The organism is Sorangium sp. So ce117, assembly GCF_051524395.1.
Classification (GTDB): Bacteria; Myxococcota_A; Polyangia; order Polyangiales; family Polyangiaceae; genus Sorangium; species Sorangium cellulosum_B.
The window spans coordinates 1,740,404-1,765,396 of record NZ_CP150309.1 but is presented as its reverse complement, the minus strand read 5'-3'; the positions used below and the strand labels follow the sequence as shown (position 1 = coordinate 1,765,396).

Sequence of the window (24,993 nt, the reverse complement as noted above, 5' to 3'; positions counted from 1 at the left end):
CCGCGGTCCGCGCATGTCGACCTTCGCCACGAGCGGGGCAGATCGCCACGGCCAGCCCTGAGCCCGCCCCCTCGCGCCGCGGCTCAGCTCGCGGCATGGCGCGTGCGATCGATGCGCGCATGCACGCGCTCCTGCACGAAGCTGCCGCGCTGAAGTCTCCACCTGCGCTCAGCGGGCGGATCGGGCCACGGGCCGGGAGGGCGCTGAAGGCGCTGTTGATCCTGCCTCTCGCGCTCTGGCTCGGCTACGTCGTCGTCGTGAACGTCATGCTGAGCACGGGGCTCATCGCGAGGCTCGTCAGCTACAACCCCGTCGACGCCTCGCTCTATTACGGCTCGGCGTGGAGCCTCTGGCCCGGCGTCGTTCACGTCAAAGAGCTCCGGCTCAGCGGCTCCGACAGCGTGCTTCAGTGGGCGGTGGAGCTCGACGAAGCGGACGTCGATATCCACCTGACCGATCTCCTCCGGAAGAAGTTCTATGCGGAGGACGTCCGCGCCACGGGCTTCGTGTTCCGGATGCGGATGCTCGTGGATCCGACGAGCGAGCGCGATCTGGAGGCGCCGCACATCCAGGCGCTGCCGCCCATCCCGGAGTTCGCGAACCCTCCGCTCAAGCCGGAGCTGCCGCCGAAGCACGACCTCGAGAGCTCGGACGAGGGCTACAACCTGTGGACGGTGCACCTGGAAGGCATCGACACGACGCTCAAGGAGGTCTGGATCCAGCAAGTCCGGTATGCCGGCGGCGGTCGCGTGCGGGGAGGGTTCTATTACAAGCCGCTCCGCGCCGTTCGCGTCGGGCCCGTCGCGCTGGAGCTCCGGTCGGGCGAGGTCCACGTCGCCGATCGCGTCGTCGCGCGGCTCGACGCCGACGCCGACGTGACGATGAGCACGTTCGATCCGAGGGACGTCGACGGGCTCGACGTCCTCGAGACCGCCTGGGCGCGCGTCCGCCTGGACGCGCAGCTGCCAGGGCTCGATTTCATCCCCCTTCCCGCGGGCGAGGGCGCCGCACCCCGGCTCGAGGACGGGAGCGGAGAGCTCCGGACGAACCTCGTCGTGAACCGGGGGAGCGTCGAGCCGGGCAGCACCGCGTCCTACGAGACGAGCCACCTCGTGGCCTCCACCGCGTCGCTCCGCGCGACCGCCGAGGCGCGCGCGGCGCTCCGCGTCGACGAGCGCGGAGCGGCGCGCCTCGCCGTGACGCTGCCCCGCGCGACGCTCGAGCGCCCGGGAAGCGGGCTGCCGCCCATCGTCGTGGAGAGGGCGAGCGCCACCTTCGACGCGCCGGAGCTCCACCTCCTGCGGCTCCAGCCGGGGTTCGCGTCGAAGGTGGATGTCGTCGCCGCGGCGATCCCGGACCTGCGCTGGCTGAACGCCGAGGGCGCCGCGCCGGACGCGCCGCGGTTCACCGGCGGCGCAGCCTTCCTGCGGAGCAGCCTGGAGGTCGACCCGCTGGGCCGGGGGACGGGCTCGCTGAACCTGCTGTTGAAACACGGCGCCCTGCAATGGAAGAAGACGAGGGTGAAGGGCGACGTGGCGGCGCGCATGACGCTCGACGCGGCGAACGTCTTGAATCAGGCAGCCAAGCTGCGGAAGGGCCGCATCGACATCGAGGACCTCGCGATCGAGCACGAGGGCGAGGCGCTCCCTGGCTGGTGGGCGCACATCGACATCGAGGACGCCGAGGTGAGGCGGGGGCTCATGGAGGCGGCGATCCGGTTGGAATGCAAGGACGCGCGGCCGGCCGTGATGCTGCTCGACGCCGAGGATGCCATTCCCGGCTGGGCCGCGGGGCTCCTCACGATGGAGGGGCTCAAGGCATCCGCGAAGGTGAGGCGCGCGGACGCCGGCGTCGATTTCAGGCTGCTGGAGGCGACGGGGGGCGATCTCGCGATCCGCGGGCGGCTCACGAAGTCCGACGGGCAGACCCCCAGGGGAGCGTTCCTCGTGAAGAGCGGGCTGCTCTCGGTGGGCCTCGCGCTCGATCGCGACGGGGCCGGCGTGCACCCCCTCGCCGGCGACGACTGGGTGAACGAGAAGATGGCCGCGCTGGGCAGGTGATCTCGCCGCGACCGCATCATCACACGCGAGACCCCTCTGTAGTCACTACCGGGAGATTCGCTGTGTAATACGGCATCTCGGGTGAAATTCTCCATCCGGCCTTCCAGCTCGATGCCGTGCGACGTGCAACCGTACAACCGTACAACCGTGCAACCGTGCAACCGTACTTGGCGCACGACCTCGGCGCCGCATCGCGTCTCACGAGGCTCGACGCTGGCTTCCGCACCGGGTTAGTCTCTGCTTTGCTCAGCGCACCAGAACGCGGCGGTCGGTGTCTCGAGAGACGGGGGCACGACAGAGGGACGCTTGAACTGAGCAGGAGGAACTTGGTATGTGCCAGAAGCTCTGTGGAAACGACTCGAACCATGACGGAGAGCCGGGCGAGGCGGGCTCGTCTCGTCGCCGGTTTCTCGCGGTGGGAGCTTCAGCGCTCGGTGCTGCGGCGGCCTTCTCGGCGCCCGCGGCGGCGATGGGAAGGGCGGAGCACGATGACGACATGCCGCACGGGACCGGCGCCCCGCACCGGCGGTACATCCTGAGAGGCGGCGCCGTGCTCAGCATGGATCCGAACGTGGGGGACTTCGCCCGGGGCGACGTGCTCGTGCAGGGCAAGAAGATCATCGCGGTCGGGCCGCACCTGCACGCGCCAGGCGCGGAGATCATCGACGCGACGGGCACGATCGTGATGCCGGGGTTCGTCGACACCCATCACCACCAGTACCAGACCGCGCTACGGAGCTTCCTCTCGGACGGCCTCCTGGCCAACGACGGGCTGCCGCACGGCGAAAAGAACTACCTCGACTACATCCACTTCACCATCACGCCGGTCTTCCGACCGCGGGACGCCTTCCTCGCCATACTGGCCTCCTCGCTCAGCCAGCTGGATGCCGGGGTGACGACGGTCGTCGACACGTCCCAGGTGGGCCATACGCCGGAGCACACCGATGCCGTCATCCATGGGCTGCAGGAGTCGGGCCGCCGCGCGCTCTTCGTGTACTCGCCGGGCGCGGGCCCCGGCAACATCTTCCCGAACGATCTCGATCGGATCCAGAGCCAGTACTTCTCCTCGACCGACCAGCTCCTGACCCTGGCCATGGGCGGGGAGGTGTTCGACCCCGCGTGGCGCGACACCTGGGCGATCGGGCGCCAGCACGGCCTGCCCATCGTGACGCACCTCGTCGGCAGCATCGGCCAGGGGACGCTCATCGAGCAGATCGAGAGCGAGGGCCTGATGGGGCCAGATCTCGAGTTCATCCACGCCAGCGCCATCTCGGAGGCCTCCTGGCAGGCGATCGCCGATTCGGGCGCGAACGTCTCGATCGCGGCCCCGATCGAGATGACCATGCGGCACGGCATGCCGCCTATCCAGGCCGCGCTCGATCATGGCGTCCAGCCGGCGCTGAGCACCGACGTCGAGTGCACGATGACCGCGGACTTCTTCACCCAGATGCGGACCGTCTTCACGCTTCAGCGGGCGCTCATCAACGAGCGCGCGCTGGCCGGAGAGACGGATCTGCCCGAGCTCCTCACGTGCCGCGATGTCATCCGCCTGGCCACGGTCGAGGGGGCCCGGGTGGCCGGTCTCTCCCACAAGGTCGGCACGCTGACCCCGGGCAAGGAGGCCGACATCATCCTGCTGCGAGCGGATGCCATCAATGTGGCGCCTCTCAACAACGTGCCTGGAGCCGTGGTGACGTTGATGGACCGCAGCAACGTGGACACGGTCATCGTCGCGGGGAGCATCCGCAAATGGCGAGGCAAGCTCGTCGGCGTGAACTTTGGCCGGCTCCGCGCCGGCCTCGAGGCGTCCAGGGATTACCTCCTCGACGCGGCGGGCGTCGAGCGCGTGCTCTTCTGAGGCGGTAGCCGCCTCGCGAGAGGAGAGGGAGAGTTCAACGCAAAGGCGCAAAGGCGCAAAGACGCAAGAGAGAGAGAGAAATAAAATTCATGCATTTTTGCGCCTTTGCGCCTTTGCGTTGAACTCTCCCTCCGGACGCCTGGCGGGCGGAACTAGCCGCGGGCCTTCTCACGAACGGCGATCTGCCTGATCGCCTCCTCGATCGCCCCCGCGACGCCGCGGATCCGCGGAACGCGCCGCAGATCCCGGTGGACCACGAGGTACACGCTCACCGTCGGGAGCGGCGTCGCGCAGGCGAGCCGCCGCAGCCCGGGCACGTCGCGCGCGAGCGCGTCCGCGAAGATGCAGATGCCCTGGGACTCGCTCGCGGCCGTGAGCATCGCGTCGTCCGAGCTCGAACGGAACGGGAACCGGCGCGCGCCGCGGGCGACGAGCCACCGCTCCTGCTCGGACTCCCGCCCCGGCCCGTCGTAGCCGACGAAGTCGTGCCGCGGGAAATCCGCCTCGCGCAGGTGGCCGTCCCGCAGGTGGCGCTCGACATACTCGTTCGAGGCCCACAGGCCGTACGAGAACGTGCCGAGGCGCTTCTCGACGAGCGCCTTCGACGACGAGCGCACCGTCCGGACGCCGAGGTCGGCCTCACGCTTCGCGACGTCCGCGAGGCGCGCCTCCGAGGCGAGCTCGATCAGCGTCTCGGGGTGGATGCGCCGCCACGCGGAGAGGACCTTCGCCATCGGGCGCGCGAAGCTCTCCTTGATCGAGACGCGCACCACGCCCTCGAGCGACTCGGCGCCGCGCGCGTCCCTCCCCTCGACGCGGAGCTCCCTCTCCATGCCCTCGGCGAGCGCGACGAGCGCGCGCGCCGCCGGATCGATCGAGGTGCCGGCGGTCGTCCTGTGCACGAGCTTCCGGCCGAGGGCCAGCTCGAGCGCGTCGATGCGCCGCCCGACCGTCGAGGTGGAGAGCCCGAGCGCCTTGCCCGCGCCGAGGAAGCTGCGACGTCGATCGACCTCGAGCAGCACGCGCAGGTCGTCCCAGGAGAAGGCGTCGTTTTTCATCCGTGGAACTCCGATGCCCGAAGATGCCCGTTCTCGCGAAGCCACCCGGAGCTTACACATGGAGGCATGACGCGACACCCCTTCGAGAACCGGAACGCCCTGATCACCGGAGCCTCCACCGGCATCGGCGCCGAATTCGCCCGCCAGCTCGCCGCGCAGCGGTGCCACCTGATCCTCGTCGCCCGCTCGCGCGACAAGCTCGAGGCGCTCGCCGCCGAGCTGCGCGCCGCGCACGGCGTCCGCGTCGAGGTGATCGCCGACGACCTCACCAGCGAAGGGGCGATCGGGCGCGTGCACGCCGAGGTCGCGCGCCGCGGCGTGACCGTCAATCTCCTCGTCAACAACGCCGGATTCGCGACCCACGGCCGCTTCGAGGAGACGCCGATCGCGAGGCAGCTCGAGGAGATCACGCTCAACGTGAGCGCGCTCGTCGCGATGACCCACGCGTTCCTGCCCGACCTCGTGAGGACGCGCGGCGCGGTCCTCAACGTCGCGTCCACGGCGGCGTTCTACCCGATCGCCTCGATGGCGGTGTACGGGGCCACCAAGGCCTTCGTGCTCTCGTTCAGCGAGGCGCTCTGGGCCGAGCTCGGCGAGCGGGGCGTGAAGGTGGTCGCGCTCTGCCCCGGCGCGACCGAGACGCCGTTCTTCGAGATCGCCGGGGAAGCCGCGGCCGTGGGCGCGAAGGCGAAGGCGAGCGACGTCGTGCGGCTCGGCCTGAGCGCCCTCTCGACGGGGCGAACCCACGCCATCCACGGCCTCGGCAACTACATCCTCGCGAACCTCGCGCGCTTCGTGCCGCGCGCCATGGCGGCGCGCCTGACGGCCGACGTCATGCGGAAGAACCAGGTGCGCGCCCTGCCCGCCAGGACGGCGCGCGCACGTCCCTGAAGCTGCGCTCGGCCCGGCGCCGCGCCGCCCCCCCCCGCGGCGCGTCAGGGCGACACGGGCGCCTTGAGGGCGAGCTCGCGCCGCAGCAGGATCTGCTGGAGCCCGAGCTGGCCGAGCGTGGCGCCGACCGAGACGAGCCAGATGGTGTGCATGCGGAAGCCGGGGCGCGCGCTCAGGACGAGCACGGGGAGGACGAACGCGACCGCCCGCGCCCCCGAGGCGGCGAGCGAAGGCCAGGTGTTGCCGAGGCCTTGAAAGACGCCGGCGCAGACGAACACGATGCCGCTCGCGAAGTAACTCCAGGAGGTCACCTGGAGGTAATCGACGCCGGCCGCGACGACGTCCGGCGCGGGCGAGAAGAGCGCGACGAGCGGCGCGGGGAAGACCTGGCAGATCAGGGTGAAGAAGAGCATGAACCCGAGCACGAGCTTCACGCTCTCGAGCGCGGTCTCGCGGACGCGAGCGTAGGCGCGGGTGCCGTAGTTCTGGCCGACGACCGCCGCAGCGGAGAAGCTGATCGCCACGGCAGGCATGAAGCCGGCCTGCATCAGCCGCAGCCCGATGCCGAACCCCGCCTGCGCCTCCGAGCCGAAGGGGCGCGTGACCACGTAGATCACGCCCATGGTGACGGCCAGCAACAAGAACTCCGCGCCCGAGGGCAAGCCGATGGCCACCAGCTTTCTCCATGTGGGGAGGTCTGGCTGCCAGTCGGCGAGGCGGAGGCGAAGGAAGGTCTTGCCGCGCAGCAGATAGACGGCGAGCCCGACGACGGCGGCCGCGGTCGCGAGGAGCGTGGCGAGGCCCGCGCCGAACACGCCGAGCGGGCGCCCCGATACCCAGCCGAAGACGAGGAAGGGCGCGAGGACCATGTTGAGCAGCACGCTCGCGGTCTGGGCCACGAGCCCCGGCTTCATGTCGCCGATGCCGCGCAGGGCCGAGCCGAGCCCCACCATCGTGAACTGCAGCGCGAGCGCCGGAATGAACGCGAGCAGAAAGCTGCTCGCGAGCTCGGCGGTCATGGCGTCTCCGGAGAGCCTCTCGGCGTACGTGCGGTGAAGCGCGAGGCCGAGCACGAGGAAGAGGGCGCCCGCCCACGTGGCGAGGCTCTGCACCTGGTTGAACAGGCGCTGCACCTCGCCGAGCTCCTTCCTTCCGGCCGCCTGCGAGACGAGCGCCACGCAGCCGACCGAGAGCATCTGCGTCGCGGCCAGCGAGACGAACATCAGGTTGCTGGAGACCGCCACGGCGGCGACGGCCTCCTTCCCGAGGCGACCCACCCAGTAGATGTCGATCAGGCCATAGAGGGTCTGGATCGCCATGCCGGCCAGGATGAACAGCATGACGCGCACGACGTGCGCGCGCGGCTTGCCCTGCGTCATGTCGTGCACGCCGCGCGGCGCGGACGGCGCTTCGACTTCGATGTTGGTGTCCATGTATTTTACCGGGTAATATCTGACCGTCTCGGTATTACCCGGGTATATTTTCCTCGCAAGGGCCAGGTGCACGAGCGTGGATCGGCGGCACTGCTCTTGAAGTTTTCCGGAGAAAAGCACAGAGTGGCGGGATGATGAAGCCCTCCTGCCTTGTGGCGATCGCCGCCTTGCTCGCAGCGCCGCTGCTCACCTCTTCTTCAGCGCGGGCGGACGTCCCGCCGCCCGAGAGCTGCGACACGCCGGGGTCGAGCTGTAACAACGCAGGGCCCGCTTACGACGAGCCTGGCACGTGCACGCAGCAGAAGTGCCAGCGAACGCTGCCGGGCGAGGACGGCGGCTTCACCACGATGGAATACGACTGCAATCTGTGCATTGCGTCGGGCGGGAGCTCGACGTCGGCCTCGGGCGGGAGCGCGACGTCGACCTCGGGCGGGGACTCGACGTCGGCCGGCAGCGCGGGCGCGGACAAGGCGTCCTCGGACGACGGCGGCTGCGCCATGAGCGGGGCCGCCTCGGGCGGCGCGATGGCGGGGCTGATGCTGCTCTGCGGCGCCGCGGCGCTCGTGACCGCCCGCCGGCGCCGCTGAACCGGGCCTCGACCGTGCGCGCGCCCGGTCCTCCGCCCGCGAGCGTGGCCCGCCTGCTCGAGCGCGGCGTCGCGCCGCTCGACGGCGCGCGGCGGCGCCTCTTCGGCCTGCTCCGCCGGAGCGAGCTCGCGATCGCGATCGTGGCGCGCCCCGACCGCAGGATAGCCACCCTCGCCGCGGCCAATGCGCTCGGCGCCTTCACCATGGCGGTCTTTGCGCCGAGCGCGCTGCTCGTGCTCGGGCCCATCCTGCTCGGCGTCCTGCACGTCGCGGCCGACGTGCGCTACCTCGTGCTGCGGCGCGGGCTGCCGTCGTGGTGGCGCGGCGTCGTCTGGACGGCCTGCGCCGCGCTGGTGGGGCTGCGGGGCGCCCAGGAGCTCTTCGGCTCGGCCGCGGCGCTGCTCCGCGCCGAGCACGCATTGCTCGCCGCCTGGCTCGGCGCCGCGGTCGTCGCCGGCGCGCTCGCGTCGCGCGCGTGGCGGCGCGTCGCGCTCGCCGCCGCCGCCGCCGTGGCGCTGTCGGCGGCTGCGCTCGCCGCGCCGCGCGGCTTCCGGCTCGTCCTCGCGCACGCGCACAACCTGGTCGCGCTCGCGCTGTGGCTCGCGCTCTTCCGCCGCCGGGTGCGCGCGGTCGCCTGGCCGCTCGGCCTCGTGCTGGCCGGGACCGCGCTCCTCGCGAGCGGGGCGATGACCTCGCTCACCCTGCGCGCCGGGTGGCTGGACGCCTTCGGGCTGCACCTCTTCCTGGCGAGCGACTGGCTCGCTCCCGGGCTGCCGACCCGCGCCGCGGTCGCGCTCACCGCATGTTATGCGTTCCTGCAGTCCGTCCATTACGCGGTCTGGCTGCTGCTCATTCCCCAGGAAGATCACCCGGGCCAGCGGACAACCACCTTCCGCATGTCCGCGCGCTCGCTCCGGCGCGACTTCGGGGACGCAGGGCTCGCCGCCGTGGCGCTCATCGCCGGCCTGGTGCTGCTCGGCGCCCTGCGCAGCGCGCTCGGCACGCGCAACCTGGTGCTCTCGCTCGCCTCCTTCCACGGGTACCTGGAGCTCGCGCTGCTCGCGTACTTCTATGTCCGCGGCGACGTCGGCCGGCGCGCCGCGGAGGCGCGCCAGGAGCGGTCCGGGCGCGCGCGCGGGGTGGACGGCTGCGGGCCCGAGATCGCCGCGCAGCCGGCCGCGCCATGAGCCGCGTCTTCACCGATCCGCTGGTGGCCGCCTGGGCGCGCGCGTTCGCGTTCACGCTGCTCATCGAGCTCGCCGTCGCCTCACCGCTGCTCGGCGCGGCGGAGCGGTCACGAGGCCGCCGCGCCGCGCTCGTCGTCGTCGCCAACCTCGCGAGTCACCCGGCGGTGTGGTTCATCTTCCCCGCGCTCGCGATCGGCGCCACGGCGCGACTGGCCCTCTCGGAGCTCTGGGCGGTGCTGCTCGAGCTCGGCGTCTACCGGCTCGCGCTGCGCGAGCTGCCTGCCACGCAAGCCATCGCGGCCTCGGCGCTCGCGAACGGCGCGTCGCTCGGGCTCGGGCTGCTCCTGCGCGCCACGACCGGCTGGGTGTGAGCGGGCCGCGGAGCGCCGCTCCGCCGGCTCCAGAGCAGCACAACCGCGGACAGCGCCCCTGCGGGCGGGCTCGTCCGACGCGAGCGAGACGCGAGCGAGACGCGAGCGAGACGCGAGCGAGACGCGACATCGCTCGTTCGCCGACAGCGTGGGTGTTCGTCACACGCAGCGCGGACGGCTCCGCTGCGCTATGACTGCGAGATGTCTGGTCCAGGGCGCCCTCAGTACCCTCCGCAGCAGCCGCCTCATTACCCTCCGCAACCGCCGCATCACTACCCTCCGCAGCCGCCGCCTTACTACCCTCCACCGCCGCCGCAGCGCCCGAAGTCAGGCCTGTCGCCGCTCGTGATCGTGCTCATCGTCCTCGGCGGGTTGTTCGCGCTGGGCGTGGGCGCCATCTTCGTGATCGGCGGCGCGGTGTACCTGGTGGCGAGCGCATCGCCGGAGCAAACCGTCGTCGAGACCACGCCTCCCGGCGTGTCGACCGCCGGCGGCCTCTCGCCGGTGGTGCCCACGTCGACGAGCACCCCGCTTCGCCCCGACCAGGAGGCCGACGAGGCGGCGGGCGAAGACCCGTCCACCGGCGACCGCGCCGCGGGCGAGGCGCCGTCGCCTGCTGCCGACGACGAGACGGGTGAGGCGCCGGCGCCTCTGTCGACAGCGGCGCGGACGCCCACCTCACCGAGCGAGGGCTCCTCGAATGGAAGCCCGAGCAACGGAGGCGCGGCGGGCGGGACGTCCTGGTGGTGTACGGCGAGCGCGTCCGTGCGCGTCTGCGGCTTCGCGGGCGCGTGCAACTATCAGATGGTGTTCGGCAATGGCTCGGCGAAGGACCGCTTCATGGCGTCGCAGCAAGCGAAGCGGTCGTGCGAGGCGAGCGCCCGCGCCAAGGGAGCCACGGCCTTCTGCGTCGTGCAGTGCAGCCCTCGCTGACGGGCGATGACGTCGCTCGCTCCGCTCCGCTCAGCTCCTCGCACCAGCGCTAGTAACCGCCGCTGCCGCCGACCCCCGCCGCGCTGTAGCCAGAGCTGTAGTCGCCGCCGCCCGCGCCCCCGACTCCGACCGAAGTTCCGTATCCACCCTGGCCGCCGTAGTAGTCGTCCGGATCTTCGTAGACGTTGATGTCGAGGTTCACCTTGCCGTTGAGCCACAGCTCGCTGCTCCCGATACCGAACGCATACTGAACCCAGCTCGTCGAATGCGGCGAGACGTGAACGTAGACATTCTGCGACGACAGCAGCGTGGCCTCCACGTTTGGATCCGTCACCGTGCCGTCCTCGACCTTCTCGAAGTGCCAGCCCGGAAGGAGCCTGACGCCGTAGTTGCCCTGCTCCAGATCGACGAGGATGGAGCTCGCGTCCGGATCCTCGTCCTCGCTGCTGACCGTCACCACAGTTCCGTAGCCACCACCGACAGCCATGGCTGAGGTGTTCTCATCTTCGTAGTAGTAATAACCGTCCGAGATCTCGAACGTGGCGTCGCGGAGCCGATATCGCGCTCCAGACGCTGCATCGGCCGCGAGCGGCAAGCTGATCGAGCCGACGTCCGGCCCGCGATCAGCGCCCTGCGAGCCGCAACCGCTGAGCAAGGCCGCGAACACCGCGCCAGCCGCCGCCACCAACCCAAACCCCTTGATCGACTTGGTCATTCTATCCTCCCAATAAGCTGCCCCTCCGGACCGATGACGGCGTGTGCCGTGACCTGCCATCGGTCCAGAGTGGGCCACCACCTGAGAGCAACCCGCGGGCCAATCTGGATTTGCCGCAAATCAGCGCGTGCCCATGGGCACACGCTCAGCACATGGCTCATATTGAGCCAATAACTGGGCCATACCTGGCCTGTGCCAATGCCTGGTCTGTGCCACCGCGAGCGCACGCAAGCCGAGGCCGGGAGCCTCATGGCGCCGACGACCGTCGGTCGGCTGAGCCCGACCGGCTCGTCATCAGGCCGACGGCCCGGCGGCGGCTACCCCTCGCCCGAGAGCACCGCGGCGATCGCGACGCGCTGCCCACGCGGCTGCCCCGCCGCGTCGGCGTGGGCCATGTCGAGGGCGGCCAGCACCGTCGACAGCGTCGTCTGGTCCAGGACCGACGACGCCTCGACGGCGTGGAGGTCTTCTCCCACGAAGTTCTTCGGACAGGCGTCGATGACCGGCAGCGCGCGCTCGCTGGCCGGCGCGAACCGGATGGGCAGGCCGTGCGTGCGGCAGATGAGCGGCCGCGCCGCGTAGATCGCGCACCTCCCCTCCCCGTCGAGCGCCGGGCACACGCCCGGATCGCCCACCCGCGCGCGCTCCGCCAGCGCCGCGCGGTCGGCCTCCGGGAGCGCCGCGAGCGCCTCGCGGATCGCGTCGGCCTCGATCGACGTCACCGAGAACCGCCGCCGGCAGCAGTCGCTGCACCCGGTGCGGCAGGCCATCCGCTCGCCGTGGCGGGCGCTCGCGCTGGCGAAGAACGCGTCGACCTTGGTGAAGAGCTCGTGGAGGCGCTCGCGCGGCGTGTGGTGCATTCGCCGGCGTCTATAGCGGGGCGGATCCTCGTGCGCCAAGGGCGCATCCGCGCCGCTCGGCTCGCCGCGGCGTGTTTTCCACGTTATCCGACGGCCACGGCGCGGCCGTTGACAACCTCCGGCGAGGGCGCGTGCCGGGCCACGAGCTGGGCGACCTCGCCGCGGCAGGAGCCGCACCCCGTGCCGGCCTTGGTCGCGGCGCACGCCGACTCCAGCGAGCAGGCGCCGCCCTCGATGGCCTCCCGGAGGGTCGCCTCGCTGACCTTGTGACAGTTGCAGACGATGCGCTCCGCCTGCGCCGCCGGCCCCGCGCCGCCGCCGGCGCAGAGCGCCTCCAGAGGGTCGGCGGGCAGCGGATCGTTGCGATCGAAGAGCTGCACCAGCGTGGCCGCGGCCGCGGTGTTGCCGACGAACTGGGCGCCTAACAATCGCCCGTCGCGGATGATCAGCTTCCGGTACGTGCTCTTCCGCGTCTCCACGACCTGGAGCACGTCGTCGCTCTCGAGCTCCGGCTCGGTGCTGCCCATGGAGGTCACGTCGACGCCCGCCACCTTCAGCCGGGTATACAGCTTCGTGCCCCGGTAGCGCGCCTGCGGGTTCGCGCCCGTCAGGACGTCGGCGAGGACGGCGGCCTGCTCCCAGATGGGCGTCACGATGCCATAGAGCCTGCCCCGGTGCTCCGCGCACTCGCCGATCGCGTAGATGCCGGGCACCTGGGTGGCCATCGTGTCGTTGACGACGATGCCCTTGTTGATGGGCAGGTTGGAGGCGCGCGCGACGTCGACGCGAGGCCGGACGCCGCACGCGAGGACGACCATATCGGCCGGCAGGACGCTGCCGTCGTCGAGGCGACAGCCCTCGACCGCCTCCTCCCCGCAGATGGCCTCGACGGTGCGCCCGGTGCGGACGAAGATGCCGCAGCGCTCGATGTGCTGCTCGAGCATGTCGCCGCCCATTTGATCGAGCTGCGCGTTCATGAGGCTCTTCGCGACGTGGATGACGGTCACGTGGAGGCCCATGTCGCTCAGCACCTTGGCCGCCTCCAGGCCGAGGAGCCCGCCGCCGACCACGATGGCGTTGTCCCCCGCCCGCGCGCTGCCGCGCATCCGGACGCAATCGTCCATCGTCCTGTACACGAAGACGCCCGGGCGCAGATCGCCCTCCGAGGTCGTCATGCCCTCGAGCGGCGGGACGAGCGGCTGGCTGCCTGTCGCGAGCACGGCGACGTCGTAACGATGGCGCGCGCCGTCGGCTGCCACGACCGCCCTCGACCCGGTGTCGATCCGCGCCACGGAGGTCCCGCTGACGAGCCGCACCCCGTTCCGCTCGTACCAGGCGGGGGGCTTCGTGACGATGGAGTCCGGCGCCTCCCCTGCGAGCACCTTGCTGAGCAGGACGCGGTTGTAGGCGCCGCCTCGCTCCTCGCCGAAGACGGTGATGTCGTAGCGGTCCCTGGCGCCGCGCGACATCATCTCGTCGAGCAGGCGGCATGCCGCATTGCCGTTGCCAACGATGACAAGGTCCTTCCTTCGCATCAGTTCGACTCCGAGACCCGGCGCGCCCTGACGGCGCACACCTTGAACTCCGGCATCCGGCTGGTCGGGTCCAGCGCCGGCACGGTGAGGACGTTGGCGGCCTTCTTGCCGCCCCAGTGAAACGGAGCAAAGAGCGTGTCCGGCCGGATCGAAGGTGCGACCGCTACCCGGAAGGTGACCGCTCCGCGCCGGCTCTCGACGAGCAGAAAGTCGCCATCGACGACGCCGAGGCGCGCCGCCAGCCTGGGGTGGACCTCGACCATCGGCTCGGGCTTGGCCTCTTCGAGCGTGGAGACCCGGCGCGTCTGGGCGCCGGAGTTGTAGTGTTCCTTGTAGCGGCCCGTCGTGAAGTAGAGCGGATAGGCGTCGTCGGGGAGCTCGGCGGCGGGGCGGTGGTGGACCGCGTGGAACCGCGCCCGGCCGTTCGGGTGATGGAACCGCTCGGCGAAGAGGCGCGGAGTCCCCGGGTGCTCGATCGACGGGCACGGCCAGAAGACGCCTCGGTTCCGGCGTATCTTGTCGTAGGTGATGCCGCTGTAGTCCGCCCTGGCGCCCGCGGTCGCCCGGCGCAGCTCGTCGAACACCTGCTCCGCGGACGTGTACTGGAAGTGCTTGCCCGCGCCGAGGCGGCGCGCGAGCTCGCAGAAGATCTCGATATCGGTCTTCACCTCGGGGGGCGCCGGGCGGACCTTCTGCCGCAGGATCACCCGCCCTTCGAGGTTCGTCATCGTCCCCTCCTCCTCGGCGAACTGCGCGACCGGAAGGAGGACGTGGGCGTCCCGGGCCGTCTCGTTGGCGAAGGCGTCACAGACCACGAGCAGATCGAGCGAGGCGAGCCGCCGCTCGATGTTGAGCGCGTTCGGCGACGCGACAGCCACGTTGGATCCGAACACGAGGAGCGCGCGGATCCCCCCCTCGGGGCCGAGCGCGTCGAGCAGCTCGTAGGCGCTCTTCCCCTTGGCCGGCAGCTCGGCAGGGTCGATGCCCCAGACGCGGGCGATGGCCTCCCGGTGCTCCGCGTCCTCGATATGCCGGTAGCCGGGCAGCTGATCGGCCTTCTGGCCGTGCTCGCGGCCCCCCTGGCCGTTGCCCTGTCCGGTGAGGCAGCCATAGCCGCTGTACGGCTTGCCGACCTTGCCGAGCGCGAGCATCAGGTTGATGAAGGAGAGCACGGTGTCTGACCCCTTCGACTGCTGCTCCGGCCCGCGGCCGGAGAGCAGCATGCTGCTCGGCGCCTCGGCGAGCAGCCGCACGGCCTTGAGCTGATCCTGCGTGGAGACCCCGGTCAGCCGCTCGACGTGCGCCGGGTGGTACGAGAGGATGACGCGGCGGAGATCGTCGAACCCGTCCGTGCGCGCGGCGATGTACGCCGTGTCGACGAGCTTCTCCTCGAGGGCGAGGTAGAGGAGGCCGTTGGCGAGCGCCAGATCGGACCCGGGCGTGGGCTGGAGGTGGAGCGCCGCGGCGCGCGCCGTGTCGGTGCGCCGCGGGTCGACGACGATGAGCGCGCCGCCGTTGTCGCGCTGCGCGAAGATCCATTGCATGATCGGCGGCAGGGTCTCCGCGCAGTTCGCGCCCCAGAGGAGGAGCGCCTTGGTCTGGGCGATATCGGACACGGGGAACGGCAGGCCGCGGTCGATGCCAAACGCCTTGTTGTGCCCCGCGGCCGCCGAGGCCATGCAATAGCGACCGTTGTAATCGACGTTCGGCGACTGGAGGGCGAGGCGGACGAATTTGCCGAGGAGGTAGGTCTTCTCGTTCGTCAGGGCGCCGCTGCCGAACGCGGCCAGCGCCGCGGGGCCGTGGAGCTCGCGCAGCCGGAGGAGCCGCTCGGCGACGAAATCGAGCGCCGTGTCCCAGCGCGCCGGCAGGAGGCGGCCTGCGCGCCCGCGGATCTTCGGCACGGTCAGCCGCTCGGGGTGATCGAGCAGCGCCGCGGAGGTGAACCCCTTGATGCACATCTGCCCGCGGTTCACGGGGAAATCGTCGTCCGGTCGGACGTCGATCGCCCCCGCGTGGTCCGCGCGATCCGTCATGACCACGCCGCACTGGAAGGCGCAGTAAGGACAGTGGGTGTGCGTGGTCGTCTCGGAGGTGACGATCTTGAGCCGGAGGGAAGAGCGCGGTGCCATGGAGTCGCGTCAGCCACCCTCACCGAGCGCGTCGAGGAGGCTCTCCCTGGTGTAGCAATCGCTCTGTTTCGAACGTATTTCTGAGGAATGTGCGGGCAGTTAATCTGTCGACGCCCGATGCCGCCGGCGCAGCAGCAGGTTCTCCCCCAGCGCCCACACCTCGGCCCCGTGCCCGCGCAGCTCGAACAGGGTGCCCCAGGTGCCGGACGCCTCGCCTCGCCAGGTGTGGCCGCCATCGGTGGAGCGCAGGAGCATGCCGCGCGCGCCGCACGCCCACAGCGTGCCCGCGTCGTCTCCCCAGAGGCTCCTGAGGCTGCCGGAGACCTGGGCCACCACCGCCCAGGTCGCGCCGCCGTCTCGAGAGCGCAGCACGTCGCTGACGCCCGGTCCACCAGCCACGAAGAGCTCGTCGCCCCTGCCCCAGATCGCGGACAGATCGCGGGAGCTGCCGCTCTCCGCGGCTTCCCATGTGGCGCCGTCGTCGATCGTACGGACGATGGTCCCGCCGGAGCCGACCGCCACGGCGCGCTGCTCCGGCCCTGCCCAGACGGCGCGGAGGCGCGGCTCGCGCGGGGCCTCCAGCTCCAGCCATCGTGAACCGCCCGCGACGAGGCGGCAGACCCGACCATCGATGACGGCGAACGCCCTTGTCTCGTTCTGCCCGTGGACCGAGGCGCCGCCGGGTTTGCCTTTCACGTCCATCCAGGAGCGCCCGCCGTCCTCGGTCCGGATCTGCGAGGCGCCCTCGCCGACAGCAAGGATCGTCTCGCCGCTGCCCCACACGGAGATCAGCGCGCCGGCGTCCTCCACGGCGCTCCTCTCCCAGGTCTGGCCGCCGTCGTGGGTTCGCGCGACGGTGCCGCCGTCGCCCACAAGCACGACCCTCCCCTGGGCTTGCACCCAGAGGCCCCGGAACTTCCCTCGGACAGGCACCTTCTCCCAGGGCCCGTCGAGCGGCGCGTCCCCTGCCTGGACTGGCACCTTGGTGAAGCTCTTCCCGCCATCGAGGGATCGGGCGGCGGGGCCGTCTCCCACGCACCAGATCGCGCCCTCGTCATCGCCCCACGCCGCGCAGCGGTGCTGATCCGACCGGAGCGCGGTGCGCCTCCAGGTGCGGCCCTCGTCCTCGCTGACCGCCAGAATGCCGCTTTCGCCGGACGCGATCACGAGGCCCGCGGCGCCCATCCACAGCGCCTTGATCGAGCGCCCGGTCCCGGTGGAATGCGACTCCCAGGACGCGCCCCCGTCCCGGCTCGCGTGGGCATGGCCATCGCCGTCGCCCACGATCACGAGCCCGCCTCGCGCGCAGAGCGCCCTCGGACTCCGGCCCGGGACCTTGTGGCGCGTCCATGTCGCTCCTTGCAGGGTGGCGAGCTGTCCTTCGAGCGCCAGCGCGAGGAAGCGGCCCTCTGCGTCGACCGCGGCGGCCTCGAGGCAGAGGTCTCCGGGGCTGGGCCCGGCTCCCCAGGTCTGGCCGTGATCGCCGGAGCGGAGGACCGTCCCGCCGAGCCCCACCGCGATGGCCTCGCCGTCGTCCCGCAGGGCGACCCCTCGGAGGTCCGCCGTCGCGCCGCAGCCCACGTCGGACCAGCGCTGCCCGTCATCGCGCGAGGACAGCAGGGTCCCGCAGTGTCCGGCGGCGATCAGCGCCGCGCCGGTGCCTGCGAGCGCGCTCAGGTCCTGGCGGGTGGACGTCTGCATCCTCTTCCAGCGCTGGCCGCCGTCCTCCGAGCGGAGCACGTGCCCCTCGGATCCCGCGATGACAATCAGGCGACCTCGTCCCCAGACGGCGCTGTGCCGGATGCTCATTCCGGGCACGATACCAGGCCGGTGCACCGGGGGCGCTCGCGAGCTGCCCGACATCCGACAGGCGCGGGGTCAGACCTCACCGGGCTCCTTCCGGAAGAAGTGACCGTGGAGGAACTGCCCGTTCGCCGGATCTCGGTGATAGTTGTACTTGAAGCAGCGGTTCGGGCAGCTCACACCAAACAGGTTTGGCGAATCGTGGACGCTCAGCACCGCCGAACACAAGGGGCAAATGGCCTCCACGGCCTCGTGCCTCGCGATGCAGCCGCAGAGGTGCTGGAGCTGTCGACCTTCCGCCTGGTATCGATCGCGGCGGGCGGGAGTCCAGAGGTAGAGCGGCTTGTTCCTTCTCGCGGAGAACGCCCTGGCCTGCGCACGGAACAAGAGCTCGACCTTGATCGTGTCATCGCCCGACGAACGATGAAACGCGAACTCCAATTTGTAGATGTCGCGGACCGCGCTGTTCGGACCGCAGTACCTTTCGGCGCCGTAGGCCGCCACCAAGGCTCCGCTCGTCGACTCGAAAGGCTGTTCGACCTGTGGCAGCAATTCCTTCTCCAGAAATGCGCCAAGCGCCTCCTTGAGCTCCGGGGTCATCGCTGCCGAGTGGTAGGCGCTCGCAAAGGGGCCGAATTGAATGTTGGCGAAGGCAGGATGCATCTTCGATCCCCAATACCGTCATTCAGCAGCGGGCGCCAGAGCGACGGCGAAGCCCGCAGGCCGCGGCGTGAGAGCGGCCCCGGCCCTTCGACAGATGGATAAGTTGTGATACAGCGTTACTTTTCAAGGAGGGAGGCGGATCGCGCGAGGTGCTCGATGGCAACCAGCGCGTACAGCGTGGCTGTACGGTGGAACCGGTGATGCCGCGGGCCCTTCATCGCGGGCGACGCGGGGGCGGAGGGCGCCCCGGCCCCCTGGAGAGGCGTCGCCTGCCGCCGGTGCTCGACGGACCTACCCCATGGCGCTGGACAGCATCGGGGCCTTGCGGCGCAGAGCCGGTTCATGAGACCTTTCGTGAGGAAGGCCACGAGAGGCGACGATCTCGACAGACCTGGTCCGGCGGCTTCGGTTGACCGATCGAGGAATGGTGAGAAGGCATGCGATCTATCGTTGTTGACTGCGCCCCCGTCCAGACAGAAGCAGACTTCTGGTCCGCGTACGTCATTGCGGCAGAGCCGGAAGGTGCGGCGTACTTTGGTCGGAACCTCGACGCCTTCTGGGACGGCCTGAACGGCGGTCCTGGGTGGCCGGGCGAATGTGAGCTCAAGCTCGTCAACACACAGTCATTGCATCGGCTTCGCGATGGACAGTTTGTTCAACGGTTGCGCGACATCGCCAGTCGGTCCACCTTTGTGAAAGTCACACTTGAGTAGCCTTCCACCCCGCCCCCCAGCCGACGGCCTCCCGCCGCGACTGAATGTGAACGCCGGGCAGATGTCCTGGCGTGAGGCATGAGTTGCAATGACGTTCTTCCCGGATCTTGCTCCCTACCGCTACGGCTTCGCCCCTGTGGCGTGGGACCAAAACGGTCCACCATCGCTGGAGCCGATCGAGCTCTACGCAGAGGTCCGTGCGTCGCTGCGACGGGACCACCTCGAGCAGATTTTTCAGGACCTGGTGTTGCAGGATCGCGGGGACGTCGTGGCGGTCCTCACGCGAATCGACATTCCCGGGAGCTCGGAGCCCTTCGCGCGCTCGTGGGACGTGCCCAAGAAGGCGCTCCTCGACATGATCCAGGCGGTCCACGCGATTGTCAGCATGTTGGAGACCAGCCACACGGAACGTGCGCTTGCCCTGATCTCGCAACGTCAGCGCGCTCGATAGCACTGTTTCATTTCTCGAACGCCGCCGTTCCAGCCCGCTGTCTGGCGTCGCCCACCGTGTCGCTGCATACTCTGGACGTGATCCTTTCGCGGTTGCGGGGCGGGCCGGATGCGCCTGCCTCCGTACCTCGGGCTGCAGCGGGCTCATCATGCGGCACCGCCGGTGCGGAGGGCATCACGGCGGATGGAACCTGGCCTCGATGATCCGCCGCGGTGCTCCGGGCCCGTCCTTCCAGCGTGAGGGTCGCGCGCGGGCGCTGCGGCTCTTCTAGGCTGGCGATTGCCGTGAAGGGAGACGAGATCACGAGCGGCACGCGCCTCGCCGAGCGCTGGGACCCACGAGCGAACTGCAGAGCCCGCCTGAAGGCAGGGCCTGTTCTACTGACCGGGCGACTAGGACCCGATTGCCATTTTCACCTCGACCAGAGATATCCATGAAAACGACACGCTAGTTTAGACATTGACAGTGTTTCCGCTTGTGAGAATGATGCCTCCGCGCTGGCCGATGAGGCACGGGACGGGCTCTCCACTGCGGAGCCCACAGCGCATCTTGCGGCGCGACCAAGACGCACCAATGAATCCCTGCGCCTGACCACGCGCTTGGCTTGGAAACATAACCCATCATAACAGCACATTGGTTGACATATGAAACACACTCGTCACACGACGTCCATGGGCGCCCTGATCTGCGGCCTTGTCGGCGGAGTCATCTCGCTGAGCGCACCCGCTGAAGCTCAAGCGGTGGAATTTGGAGTATATGAAGGAGAAACTTGCCCCGCAGGATACACGCCGTTGCTCCCAGTCGACGCCTTCTGGACGTTTGTCGCCCGCTGCGATGAGCTCCCCTATTCAGGAGTCTTTCGTCTCGCGGACGGGAGTTCGATAGACGGCCCGTGGAACAACTGCCAGCAGCATGCCAACGACACCCGCGAGCTGGACTACGTCCTCTGCAAACCCAACTACCAGCTCTTTGACATCGGCGGGACTACCTTTGCGGTAGTGAGAGGCGGAGATCAGTGCCTGGAAGGCTTCGAGCACGTGGATTTTGCTACCGCTTCCGCCTACTCCGATGAGATATGCACTCACGTCGGGTACTGGGGAATCGCGAGAATCGGTGGAGGGGGCTCCATTGACGGCGTAGGTTACGGTTGCGGCATCCGCGCGACCGACTCTCGCGAGCTCGGTGATGCCATCTGCGTAGAAATCGAGTAAATATCCCGAACCAGAGGCAGCTTGCGCGATCCCCACCAGCTTGGCAGGCAGGGTGCGCAGCGACCGAACCAGCTGCTTCGGATCGTACCCCTCGCGCCGCGCGAGCTTCTCGGCGCTCGATCCGCTCCACTTATTCGTCTGGTGCCTTGGCGGCTCATCTCTCGCTTGAACAACGTGATCGTGTTCTAGCAGTCGAAGACCCCGGCGCCCCGCTCGATCTCGCCGAACGGATCCATGAGCGCGCGCAGGATCAGGCGCGCCGGCGCGCTCTCGATGCCCCCCGCCGCGCGCCAGGTCGCGTACCGGAGCTCGCCCAGGAGGACCCCGGCGAGCGGCGTGTAGACAAGATCGAGCGCCGAGGGCCGGACGCCGTTGGCCTCGTAGCCGTACTCCCAGAGGTGGGTGCCGGCGATGGCGAACGCGAGCGCGGCCGGGGCGCCGAAGCGGCATATCCGCGCCCTGAGGTACATCTCGCTCCCGAGCAGGCCGTGGCCGACCACGTTAATCGGCCACGGGTCGTGATCCCACCGGAAGGCGGGCTGAGCGGCGTCGAAGAGCGGCGGCTTCGTGAGCGCCTCGCCATAGTGGTATCCCCATCGCTCCGCGCGAAAGTCGGCGAAGGGCTCGGGCCACAGTACCGCCTCGACGCTGCGGGTCACCGTGAGGACGGCCAGCGTGTGCACGATCGGCGGCGCCCAGGCGGGCTCCACGGCCTCGGCCGCGGCAACAGGCGGTGACGCCTGGGGCTCCCCCGCGGCAGGCGCGCGCTCCGGAACGGGAGGCGGGAGGCTCGACGGGAAGGCCGACTCGACCGGAGGAACCGCCGTGGTCCGGCCGGCGCACGCGGCGACGAGGACGGCGAGCGAAGCGGCAGCGCACAGGCGGATCGGGGCCATCGGGGAGCGGCCGCGGCGCGGGGTGGGTGCGGCGACCAGACTCGAGTCTAGAGCGACCAGCGGGTCGAAGCCGCATGCAAACAGCAGGAAGTTGAACCGCCAGGTCGCCAGGGACGCCAAGATTTTGGTGTCTTCCTGGCGCCCCTGGCGACTCATCTTCATGTCTTCCTGACGACTCGGCGGCTCATCTTCATGTCTTCTTCGCGTGCTTGGCGTCCTTGGCGCTTTGGCGGCTCATTTCTCTGGTTTCCAAGCTGCTCAGCGCTCCAGCGCGACCGCGAGCCTCACAGCACCCCGCCTCGCCGCGGGCTCGCGTAGGCTCCCGCGCCATGGCCGACATCATGCTCATCACGGGCGGCAGCCGCGGGATCGGCGCCGCCACCGCGCTGCTCGCCGCGAGCCGAGGCTACACGGTCGCCGTGAGCTACCTGCGCGACGAGGACGCCGCGGCGAGGGTGGTCGACGAGATCCGCGTGCACGGCGGCGTCGCCCTCGCGATCGCGGCCGACGTGAGCCGCGAAGAGGACGTCGTGCGCCTGTTCCAGACCGTCGACCGTGACCTCGGCCCGATCGCGGCGCTCGTCAACAACGCGGGCGTGCTCGACCGGCAGGCGCGCCTCGAGGACATGACCGCGGCGCGCGTGGAGCGCATCCTCTCGACCAACGTCGTCGGCAGCTTCCTGTGCGCGCGCGAGGCGGTCCGGCGCATGTCGACGCTCCGCGGCGGCAAGGGCGGCTCCATCGTGAACGTCTCCTCGCGGGCGTCGCAGCTCGGCTCCCCGGGCGAGTACATCGACTACGCCGCCTCGAAGGCCGCCGTCGACACGCTCACGATCGGCCTCGCGAAGGAGGTCGCCGCCGAGGGCATCCGGGTCAACGCCGTGCGGCCGGGGATCATCGCGACCGACATCCACGCGAGCGGAGGCGATCCAGGGCGCGTCGAGCGGCTCCAGGCGAGCCTGCCCCTGGGCCGCGCCGGCAGCCCCGAGGAGGTCGCGCACGCCATCCTGTGGCTCGCCTCCAGCGAGTCCTCCTACTGCACCGGCTCCCTCCTGGACGTCGCCGGCGGCCGCTAGCGCCGCACACCAGCCGTCCGGCCAGGCACACGCGACGTCGCTGCATCGCACTGCCGGGGGCGAAGCCAGGGCGCTCGCGCGCTCGGCCTCAGAGGTCCATGAGGCAGTCGCAGCCGCACTGGACGGTGGCCTCCTGCTGGTTGTATTGCCGCGAGCCGAGGGCACAGCCGGATTCTTCCCACGTGTCCGTGTCCGTCACCTCGTACGAGCACATCCCCGTGCCTGTCGTCTCGTCGTACCCGTTGAACTCGCAGATCTCCCGACAGAGGATGTCCCAGACCTCGGGGTTGTCGTCCCGGATCGCCTCACACTCGTTCTCCGCGTGGGCCTCGAGCGCGTCGATCGCGCGGCTCTCGGCGTTCTTCTTCCGCCCGATGAGGGAACAGGACGAGCCGACGCCGTACGCCTCCATCTCGAACATCGACGTGGCCACGGGGACGCAACCGAACCCTTGATATTCGTTCTCGATCGGGCTGGCGAGCGCCTCGACCTCCTCCACGTCGGTCCCCTTCGAACCTTCGAGCCCGCCGCAGCCTCCAGCCGAGCCAACCGACAGCATGAGCACGGACATCCCCACGATCTTCTTGAGCAGCATGAATGTCTCCTCCGTCAACGAGGTCACGGGTCTCGCGGATTGCGACTTCGATGCCAGCCCGTCCTCGCGGCGAGGACCCGCGCGATCTCCGCATGCGCGCGGTCCGCTCCTGCTTTTGGCGCTCGCGCGCCCGTCCTGCGACGCCGGGGGGCCTGCCACACCGACCGGGTGTGACAGGTGTCAGGTGTGGCAGGAGGTGACACGGCGATGGCCTGCATCGGCGTGCTCTTCGGAACGCGCCCGGACCAGCGCGCCGGATCGCGGACGAGCCCTGCTCGTACGGCGCGGTGGTGGGCGCGGCGCTCGCTCACGACGGGTGGTACCCGCATCCCTGGGGGACAGGCACTATCGCGGCGGCGACCCCGGCGGCGCGCCGGCCTCGCCCGCGCCGATCGCCTGCGTCACGACGGCCGCCAGCGTCCGCGCCGCGTCCCGGAGCGCGCACTCCGAGTGCGCGCCGAACCCCAGGACGAGCCCGGGCGCGCGCGGCGCGCGTGCCGCCGTGATGCGCGAGAGCGGCTGCGCGTCGACGCCCCGCGCCGCGAGCGCCTGGACGATGGCGACGTCGTCCGCGCCCGCGGGCAGGTCGAGCGTCAGCACCGAGCCCCCCGCGGGCGCCCGCGCCCGGACCGCGCTCGGCAAGAGCAGCCCGAGTTCCGCGAGCACGAGGTCGCGCCGGCGCCGCGTCGCCTGCTTCAGCTTCCGGAGGTGGCGCGCGAAGTGGCCCTCGTCGATGAAGTCGGCGAGCGCGGCCTGCAGCAGGTAGGGCGGCGAGCGGGTCGACGCAGCGCGCACCATGGCCACGGCGCGCACCAGCGCGGGCGGCACGATCATGAAGCCGAGCCGCAGGCCCGGGAACAGCGAGCGGCTGAAGGTCCCCACGTGGATCACGCGATCCTTCACGCCCTCGAGGTCGAGGCTGAGGAGCGAGGGCAGCGGGGTGCCGTCGAACCGCAGCTCGCCCTCGTAGTCGATCTCGACGACCACGGCGCGCGCCCTGGCGGCCCAGGACAGGAGCTCGATGCGCCGCGGCAGCGTGAGCCGCGCCCCCGAGGGGAACGCGTAGGCCGGCGACACGAAGGCGACCCGCGCGCGCGGCGCGCCCCGACGTCGATGCGCGCCGGCGCGCACCCGGAGCCCGTCCTCGTCGACCGGGATCGGGACCGGCCGCGCGCCCGCCATGCGCACCGCCGCGCGGAGGGCCAGCGGCCCCGGGTCCTCCACCCAGGCGGCGTCGCCCGGGTCGAGCAGCGCGCGGCAGCACAGGTCCACCGCGGCCTGGGATCCCTCCGTGATGAACACCTGGTCGACCGTCGCGCGCACGCCGCGGGCCACCGCGATGTGGTGGAGCACGGCGCGCCGGAGCAGCGGCGCGCCCCGCGGATCGTGGTCGAGCGCGTCGGCCGCCGACATCGACCGGACGCGGCGCGCGAGGCACCGCTCGAAGATGCGCCACGGGAGCAGCTCGAGGTCCGGCAGGCCGACCCCGAACGGGCGCGACCGCGCGCGGCTGCCGAGGAGCGCGTCGAGCTTGTCGGGGGGCACCACCGCCGAGAGCCGCCGCGCGCTCTTCGACGTGCGCGGCGCGGCCGCCGCCGGCTGGACGCGGGCGGCGCCCTGCCCCCCCGCGCGCGCCGGCACGTGCGCGACGACCGGCGCCCGACGAGGGCGCACCACGATGGTGCCGTCCGCGGCCAGCGCCTCGTACGCCGCCACCGCGGTGTTGCGCGACACGCCGAGCTCCCGCGCGAGCTCGCGGGACGACGGGAGCGGGTGATCGGGCTGGAGGACGCCGTCCAGCACGGCGCGGCGCAGCTGCTCGACCAGCTGGGCCGCCAGCGTCGCCGGCGCGCCGCGCTGCAGGTGGAGGAAGGCGTGGGCGGCGTGGGAGGTGGAGCGCGCTGGCACCATCGAGATCGGCTTCTCTGGCCCTTTCCAGGGTGCCAGATCCGGGGCACCGTGTCG

The 24,993-nt window shown here is 70.6% G+C and carries 22 protein-coding genes; 11 read left to right on the top strand and 11 right to left on the bottom strand.

Going from position 1 to position 24,993, the window contains the following annotated elements; translation table 11 throughout:
- Positions 1 to 119: 119 nt before the first annotated feature.
- Both WMF46_RS06615 and WMF46_RS06610 read left to right on the top strand, forming a co-directional pair.
- Positions 120 to 2,060, top strand: coding sequence for a hypothetical protein (locus tag WMF46_RS06615; RefSeq protein ID WP_437984822.1), 1,941 nt, complete (start codon positions 120 to 122; stop codon positions 2,058 to 2,060).
- 331 nt (positions 2,061 to 2,391) lie between these two features.
- Positions 2,392 to 3,918: an amidohydrolase family protein gene (locus WMF46_RS06610; RefSeq protein WP_437984821.1), complete on the top strand. Its 1,527-nt coding sequence runs from the start codon at positions 2,392 to 2,394 to the stop codon at positions 3,916 to 3,918.
- Positions 3,919 to 4,070: 152 nt separating this feature from the next.
- On the opposite strand, the gene WMF46_RS06605 is transcribed toward WMF46_RS06610, so the two are convergent.
- Positions 4,071 to 4,976, bottom strand: coding sequence for a LysR family transcriptional regulator (locus tag WMF46_RS06605; protein ID WP_437744659.1), 906 nt, complete (start codon positions 4,974 to 4,976; stop codon positions 4,071 to 4,073).
- 66 nt (positions 4,977 to 5,042) lie between these two features.
- On the opposite strand from WMF46_RS06605, the gene WMF46_RS06600 reads away from it, so the two are divergent.
- Entirely contained in the window at positions 5,043 to 5,867 is an 825-nt protein-coding gene (locus WMF46_RS06600; protein WP_437984820.1) for an SDR family NAD(P)-dependent oxidoreductase, read from the top strand.
- A 44-nt stretch (positions 5,868 to 5,911) separates the two neighbouring features.
- On the opposite strand, the gene WMF46_RS06595 is transcribed toward WMF46_RS06600, so the two are convergent.
- The gene (locus tag WMF46_RS06595) at positions 5,912 to 7,300 is read right to left on the bottom strand and encodes an MATE family efflux transporter (protein WP_437984819.1); all 1,389 of its coding nucleotides are present in this window, start codon (positions 7,298 to 7,300) and stop codon (positions 5,912 to 5,914) included.
- A gap of 131 nt (positions 7,301 to 7,431) precedes the next feature.
- Between WMF46_RS06595 and WMF46_RS06590 the strand changes: the two genes are divergently transcribed.
- The 4 genes from WMF46_RS06590 (at position 7,432) to WMF46_RS06575 (ending at position 10,378) form a co-directional block, all read left to right on the top strand.
- Entirely contained in the window at positions 7,432 to 7,887 is a 456-nt protein-coding gene (locus WMF46_RS06590) for a hypothetical protein (protein WP_437984818.1), read from the top strand.
- 14 nt (positions 7,888 to 7,901) lie between these two features.
- On the top strand, positions 7,902 to 9,074 hold the full coding sequence (locus WMF46_RS06585; protein ID WP_437984817.1) for a hypothetical protein: 1,173 nt from the start codon (positions 7,902 to 7,904) through the stop codon (positions 9,072 to 9,074).
- Entirely contained in the window at positions 9,071 to 9,445 is a 375-nt protein-coding gene (locus WMF46_RS06580) for a hypothetical protein (protein ID WP_437716120.1), read from the top strand. The genes WMF46_RS06585 and WMF46_RS06580 overlap by 4 nt, the downstream gene beginning before the upstream one ends.
- Positions 9,446 to 9,646: 201 nt before the next feature.
- On the top strand, positions 9,647 to 10,378 hold the full coding sequence (locus tag WMF46_RS06575) for a hypothetical protein (protein WP_437984816.1): 732 nt from the start codon (positions 9,647 to 9,649) through the stop codon (positions 10,376 to 10,378).
- A gap of 49 nt (positions 10,379 to 10,427) precedes the next feature.
- Here the strand turns inward: WMF46_RS06575 and WMF46_RS06570 are convergent, their stop codons facing one another.
- The 6 genes from WMF46_RS06570 to WMF46_RS06545 all read right to left on the bottom strand — a co-directional run bounded on the left by WMF46_RS06570 (position 10,428) and on the right by WMF46_RS06545 (position 18,086).
- Entirely contained in the window at positions 10,428 to 11,093 is a 666-nt protein-coding gene (locus WMF46_RS06570) for a hypothetical protein (RefSeq protein WP_437984815.1), read from the bottom strand.
- 317 nt (positions 11,094 to 11,410) lie between these two features.
- The gene (locus tag WMF46_RS06565; RefSeq protein WP_437984814.1) at positions 11,411 to 11,953 is read right to left on the bottom strand and encodes a YkgJ family cysteine cluster protein; all 543 of its coding nucleotides are present in this window, start codon (positions 11,951 to 11,953) and stop codon (positions 11,411 to 11,413) included.
- A gap of 83 nt (positions 11,954 to 12,036) precedes the next feature.
- Entirely contained in the window at positions 12,037 to 13,488 is a 1,452-nt protein-coding gene (locus tag WMF46_RS06560; RefSeq protein ID WP_437984813.1) for an FAD-dependent oxidoreductase, read from the bottom strand.
- Positions 13,488 to 15,620 carry a molybdopterin oxidoreductase family protein gene (locus WMF46_RS06555; RefSeq protein ID WP_437984812.1) on the bottom strand — a complete coding sequence of 711 codons (2,133 nt, stop codon included), beginning with the start codon at positions 15,618 to 15,620 and terminating at the stop codon, positions 13,488 to 13,490. Before WMF46_RS06555 ends, WMF46_RS06560 begins: the two co-directional genes overlap by 1 nt.
- A 99-nt stretch (positions 15,621 to 15,719) precedes the next feature.
- A complete protein-coding gene (locus WMF46_RS06550; RefSeq protein WP_437984811.1) occupies positions 15,720 to 17,429 on the bottom strand; it encodes a WD40/YVTN/BNR-like repeat-containing protein in 1,710 nt (569 codons plus the stop codon).
- Between the two features lie 69 nt (positions 17,430 to 17,498).
- Entirely contained in the window at positions 17,499 to 18,086 is a 588-nt protein-coding gene (locus WMF46_RS06545) for a hypothetical protein (RefSeq protein ID WP_437984810.1), read from the bottom strand.
- Positions 18,087 to 18,523: 437 nt separating this feature from the next.
- Between WMF46_RS06545 and WMF46_RS06540 the strand changes: the two genes are divergently transcribed.
- The 3 genes from WMF46_RS06540 to WMF46_RS06530 all read left to right on the top strand — a co-directional run bounded on the left by WMF46_RS06540 (position 18,524) and on the right by WMF46_RS06530 (position 20,461).
- The gene (locus WMF46_RS06540) at positions 18,524 to 18,799 is read left to right on the top strand and encodes a barstar family protein (protein ID WP_437984809.1); all 276 of its coding nucleotides are present in this window, start codon (positions 18,524 to 18,526) and stop codon (positions 18,797 to 18,799) included.
- A gap of 88 nt (positions 18,800 to 18,887) precedes the next feature.
- A complete protein-coding gene (locus WMF46_RS06535) occupies positions 18,888 to 19,250 on the top strand; it encodes a hypothetical protein (RefSeq protein WP_437984808.1) in 363 nt (120 codons plus the stop codon).
- Between the two features lie 671 nt (positions 19,251 to 19,921).
- The gene (locus tag WMF46_RS06530; RefSeq protein ID WP_437984807.1) at positions 19,922 to 20,461 is read left to right on the top strand and encodes a hypothetical protein; all 540 of its coding nucleotides are present in this window, start codon (positions 19,922 to 19,924) and stop codon (positions 20,459 to 20,461) included.
- A 185-nt stretch (positions 20,462 to 20,646) separates the two neighbouring features.
- On the opposite strand, the gene WMF46_RS06525 is transcribed toward WMF46_RS06530, so the two are convergent.
- The gene (locus WMF46_RS06525) at positions 20,647 to 21,519 is read right to left on the bottom strand and encodes a DUF3943 domain-containing protein (RefSeq protein ID WP_437984806.1); all 873 of its coding nucleotides are present in this window, start codon (positions 21,517 to 21,519) and stop codon (positions 20,647 to 20,649) included.
- 167 nt (positions 21,520 to 21,686) lie between these two features.
- Here WMF46_RS06525 and WMF46_RS06520 point away from each other — a divergent pair, with 167 nt between their 5' ends.
- Positions 21,687 to 22,433: an SDR family oxidoreductase gene (locus WMF46_RS06520; RefSeq protein WP_437984805.1), complete on the top strand. Its 747-nt coding sequence runs from the start codon at positions 21,687 to 21,689 to the stop codon at positions 22,431 to 22,433.
- Positions 22,434 to 22,521: 88 nt separating this feature from the next.
- Here the strand turns inward: WMF46_RS06520 and WMF46_RS06515 are convergent, their stop codons facing one another.
- Both WMF46_RS06515 and WMF46_RS06510 read right to left on the bottom strand, forming a co-directional pair.
- On the bottom strand, positions 22,522 to 23,028 hold the full coding sequence (locus WMF46_RS06515; protein WP_437984804.1) for a hypothetical protein: 507 nt from the start codon (positions 23,026 to 23,028) through the stop codon (positions 22,522 to 22,524).
- A gap of 345 nt (positions 23,029 to 23,373) precedes the next feature.
- Positions 23,374 to 24,939, bottom strand: a complete 1,566-nt coding sequence (locus WMF46_RS06510) for a PLP-dependent aminotransferase family protein (RefSeq protein ID WP_437984803.1) — start codon at positions 24,937 to 24,939, stop codon at positions 23,374 to 23,376.
- Between the last annotated feature and the right edge of the window lie 54 nt (positions 24,940 to 24,993).

Coding starts and splice junctions, on each gene's coding strand:
- WMF46_RS06545 (WP_437984810.1), bottom strand. CDS start 18,086: ATGCATCCTGCCTTCGCCAACATTCAATTCGGCCCCTTTGCGAGCGCC.
- WMF46_RS06590 (WP_437984818.1), top strand. CDS start 7,432: ATGATGAAGCCCTCCTGCCTTGTGGCGATCGCCGCCTTGCTCGCAGCG.
- WMF46_RS06550 (WP_437984811.1), bottom strand. CDS start 17,429: ATGAGCATCCGGCACAGCGCCGTCTGGGGACGAGGTCGCCTGATTGTC.
- WMF46_RS06525 (WP_437984806.1), bottom strand. CDS start 21,519: ATGAAGATGAGTCGCCAGGGGCGCCAGGAAGACACCAAAATCTTGGCG.
- WMF46_RS06575 (WP_437984816.1), top strand. CDS start 9,647: ATGTCTGGTCCAGGGCGCCCTCAGTACCCTCCGCAGCAGCCGCCTCAT.
- WMF46_RS06610 (WP_437984821.1), top strand. CDS start 2,392: ATGTGCCAGAAGCTCTGTGGAAACGACTCGAACCATGACGGAGAGCCG.
- WMF46_RS06530 (WP_437984807.1), top strand. CDS start 19,922: ATGGGCGCCCTGATCTGCGGCCTTGTCGGCGGAGTCATCTCGCTGAGC.
- WMF46_RS06570 (WP_437984815.1), bottom strand. CDS start 11,093: ATGACCAAGTCGATCAAGGGGTTTGGGTTGGTGGCGGCGGCTGGCGCG.
- WMF46_RS06520 (WP_437984805.1), top strand. CDS start 21,687: ATGGCCGACATCATGCTCATCACGGGCGGCAGCCGCGGGATCGGCGCC.
- WMF46_RS06600 (WP_437984820.1), top strand. CDS start 5,043: ATGACGCGACACCCCTTCGAGAACCGGAACGCCCTGATCACCGGAGCC.
- WMF46_RS06535 (WP_437984808.1), top strand. CDS start 18,888: ATGACGTTCTTCCCGGATCTTGCTCCCTACCGCTACGGCTTCGCCCCT.
- WMF46_RS06565 (WP_437984814.1), bottom strand. CDS start 11,953: ATGCACCACACGCCGCGCGAGCGCCTCCACGAGCTCTTCACCAAGGTC.
- WMF46_RS06615 (WP_437984822.1), top strand. CDS start 120: ATGCACGCGCTCCTGCACGAAGCTGCCGCGCTGAAGTCTCCACCTGCG.
- WMF46_RS06605 (WP_437744659.1), bottom strand. CDS start 4,976: ATGAAAAACGACGCCTTCTCCTGGGACGACCTGCGCGTGCTGCTCGAG.
- WMF46_RS06515 (WP_437984804.1), bottom strand. CDS start 23,028: ATGCTGCTCAAGAAGATCGTGGGGATGTCCGTGCTCATGCTGTCGGTT.
- WMF46_RS06595 (WP_437984819.1), bottom strand. CDS start 7,300: ATGGACACCAACATCGAAGTCGAAGCGCCGTCCGCGCCGCGCGGCGTG.
- WMF46_RS06540 (WP_437984809.1), top strand. CDS start 18,524: ATGCGATCTATCGTTGTTGACTGCGCCCCCGTCCAGACAGAAGCAGAC.
- WMF46_RS06555 (WP_437984812.1), bottom strand. CDS start 15,620: ATGGCACCGCGCTCTTCCCTCCGGCTCAAGATCGTCACCTCCGAGACG.
- WMF46_RS06580 (WP_437716120.1), top strand. CDS start 9,071: ATGAGCCGCGTCTTCACCGATCCGCTGGTGGCCGCCTGGGCGCGCGCG.
- WMF46_RS06560 (WP_437984813.1), bottom strand. CDS start 13,488: ATGCGAAGGAAGGACCTTGTCATCGTTGGCAACGGCAATGCGGCATGC.
- WMF46_RS06510 (WP_437984803.1), bottom strand. CDS start 24,939: ATGGTGCCAGCGCGCTCCACCTCCCACGCCGCCCACGCCTTCCTCCAC.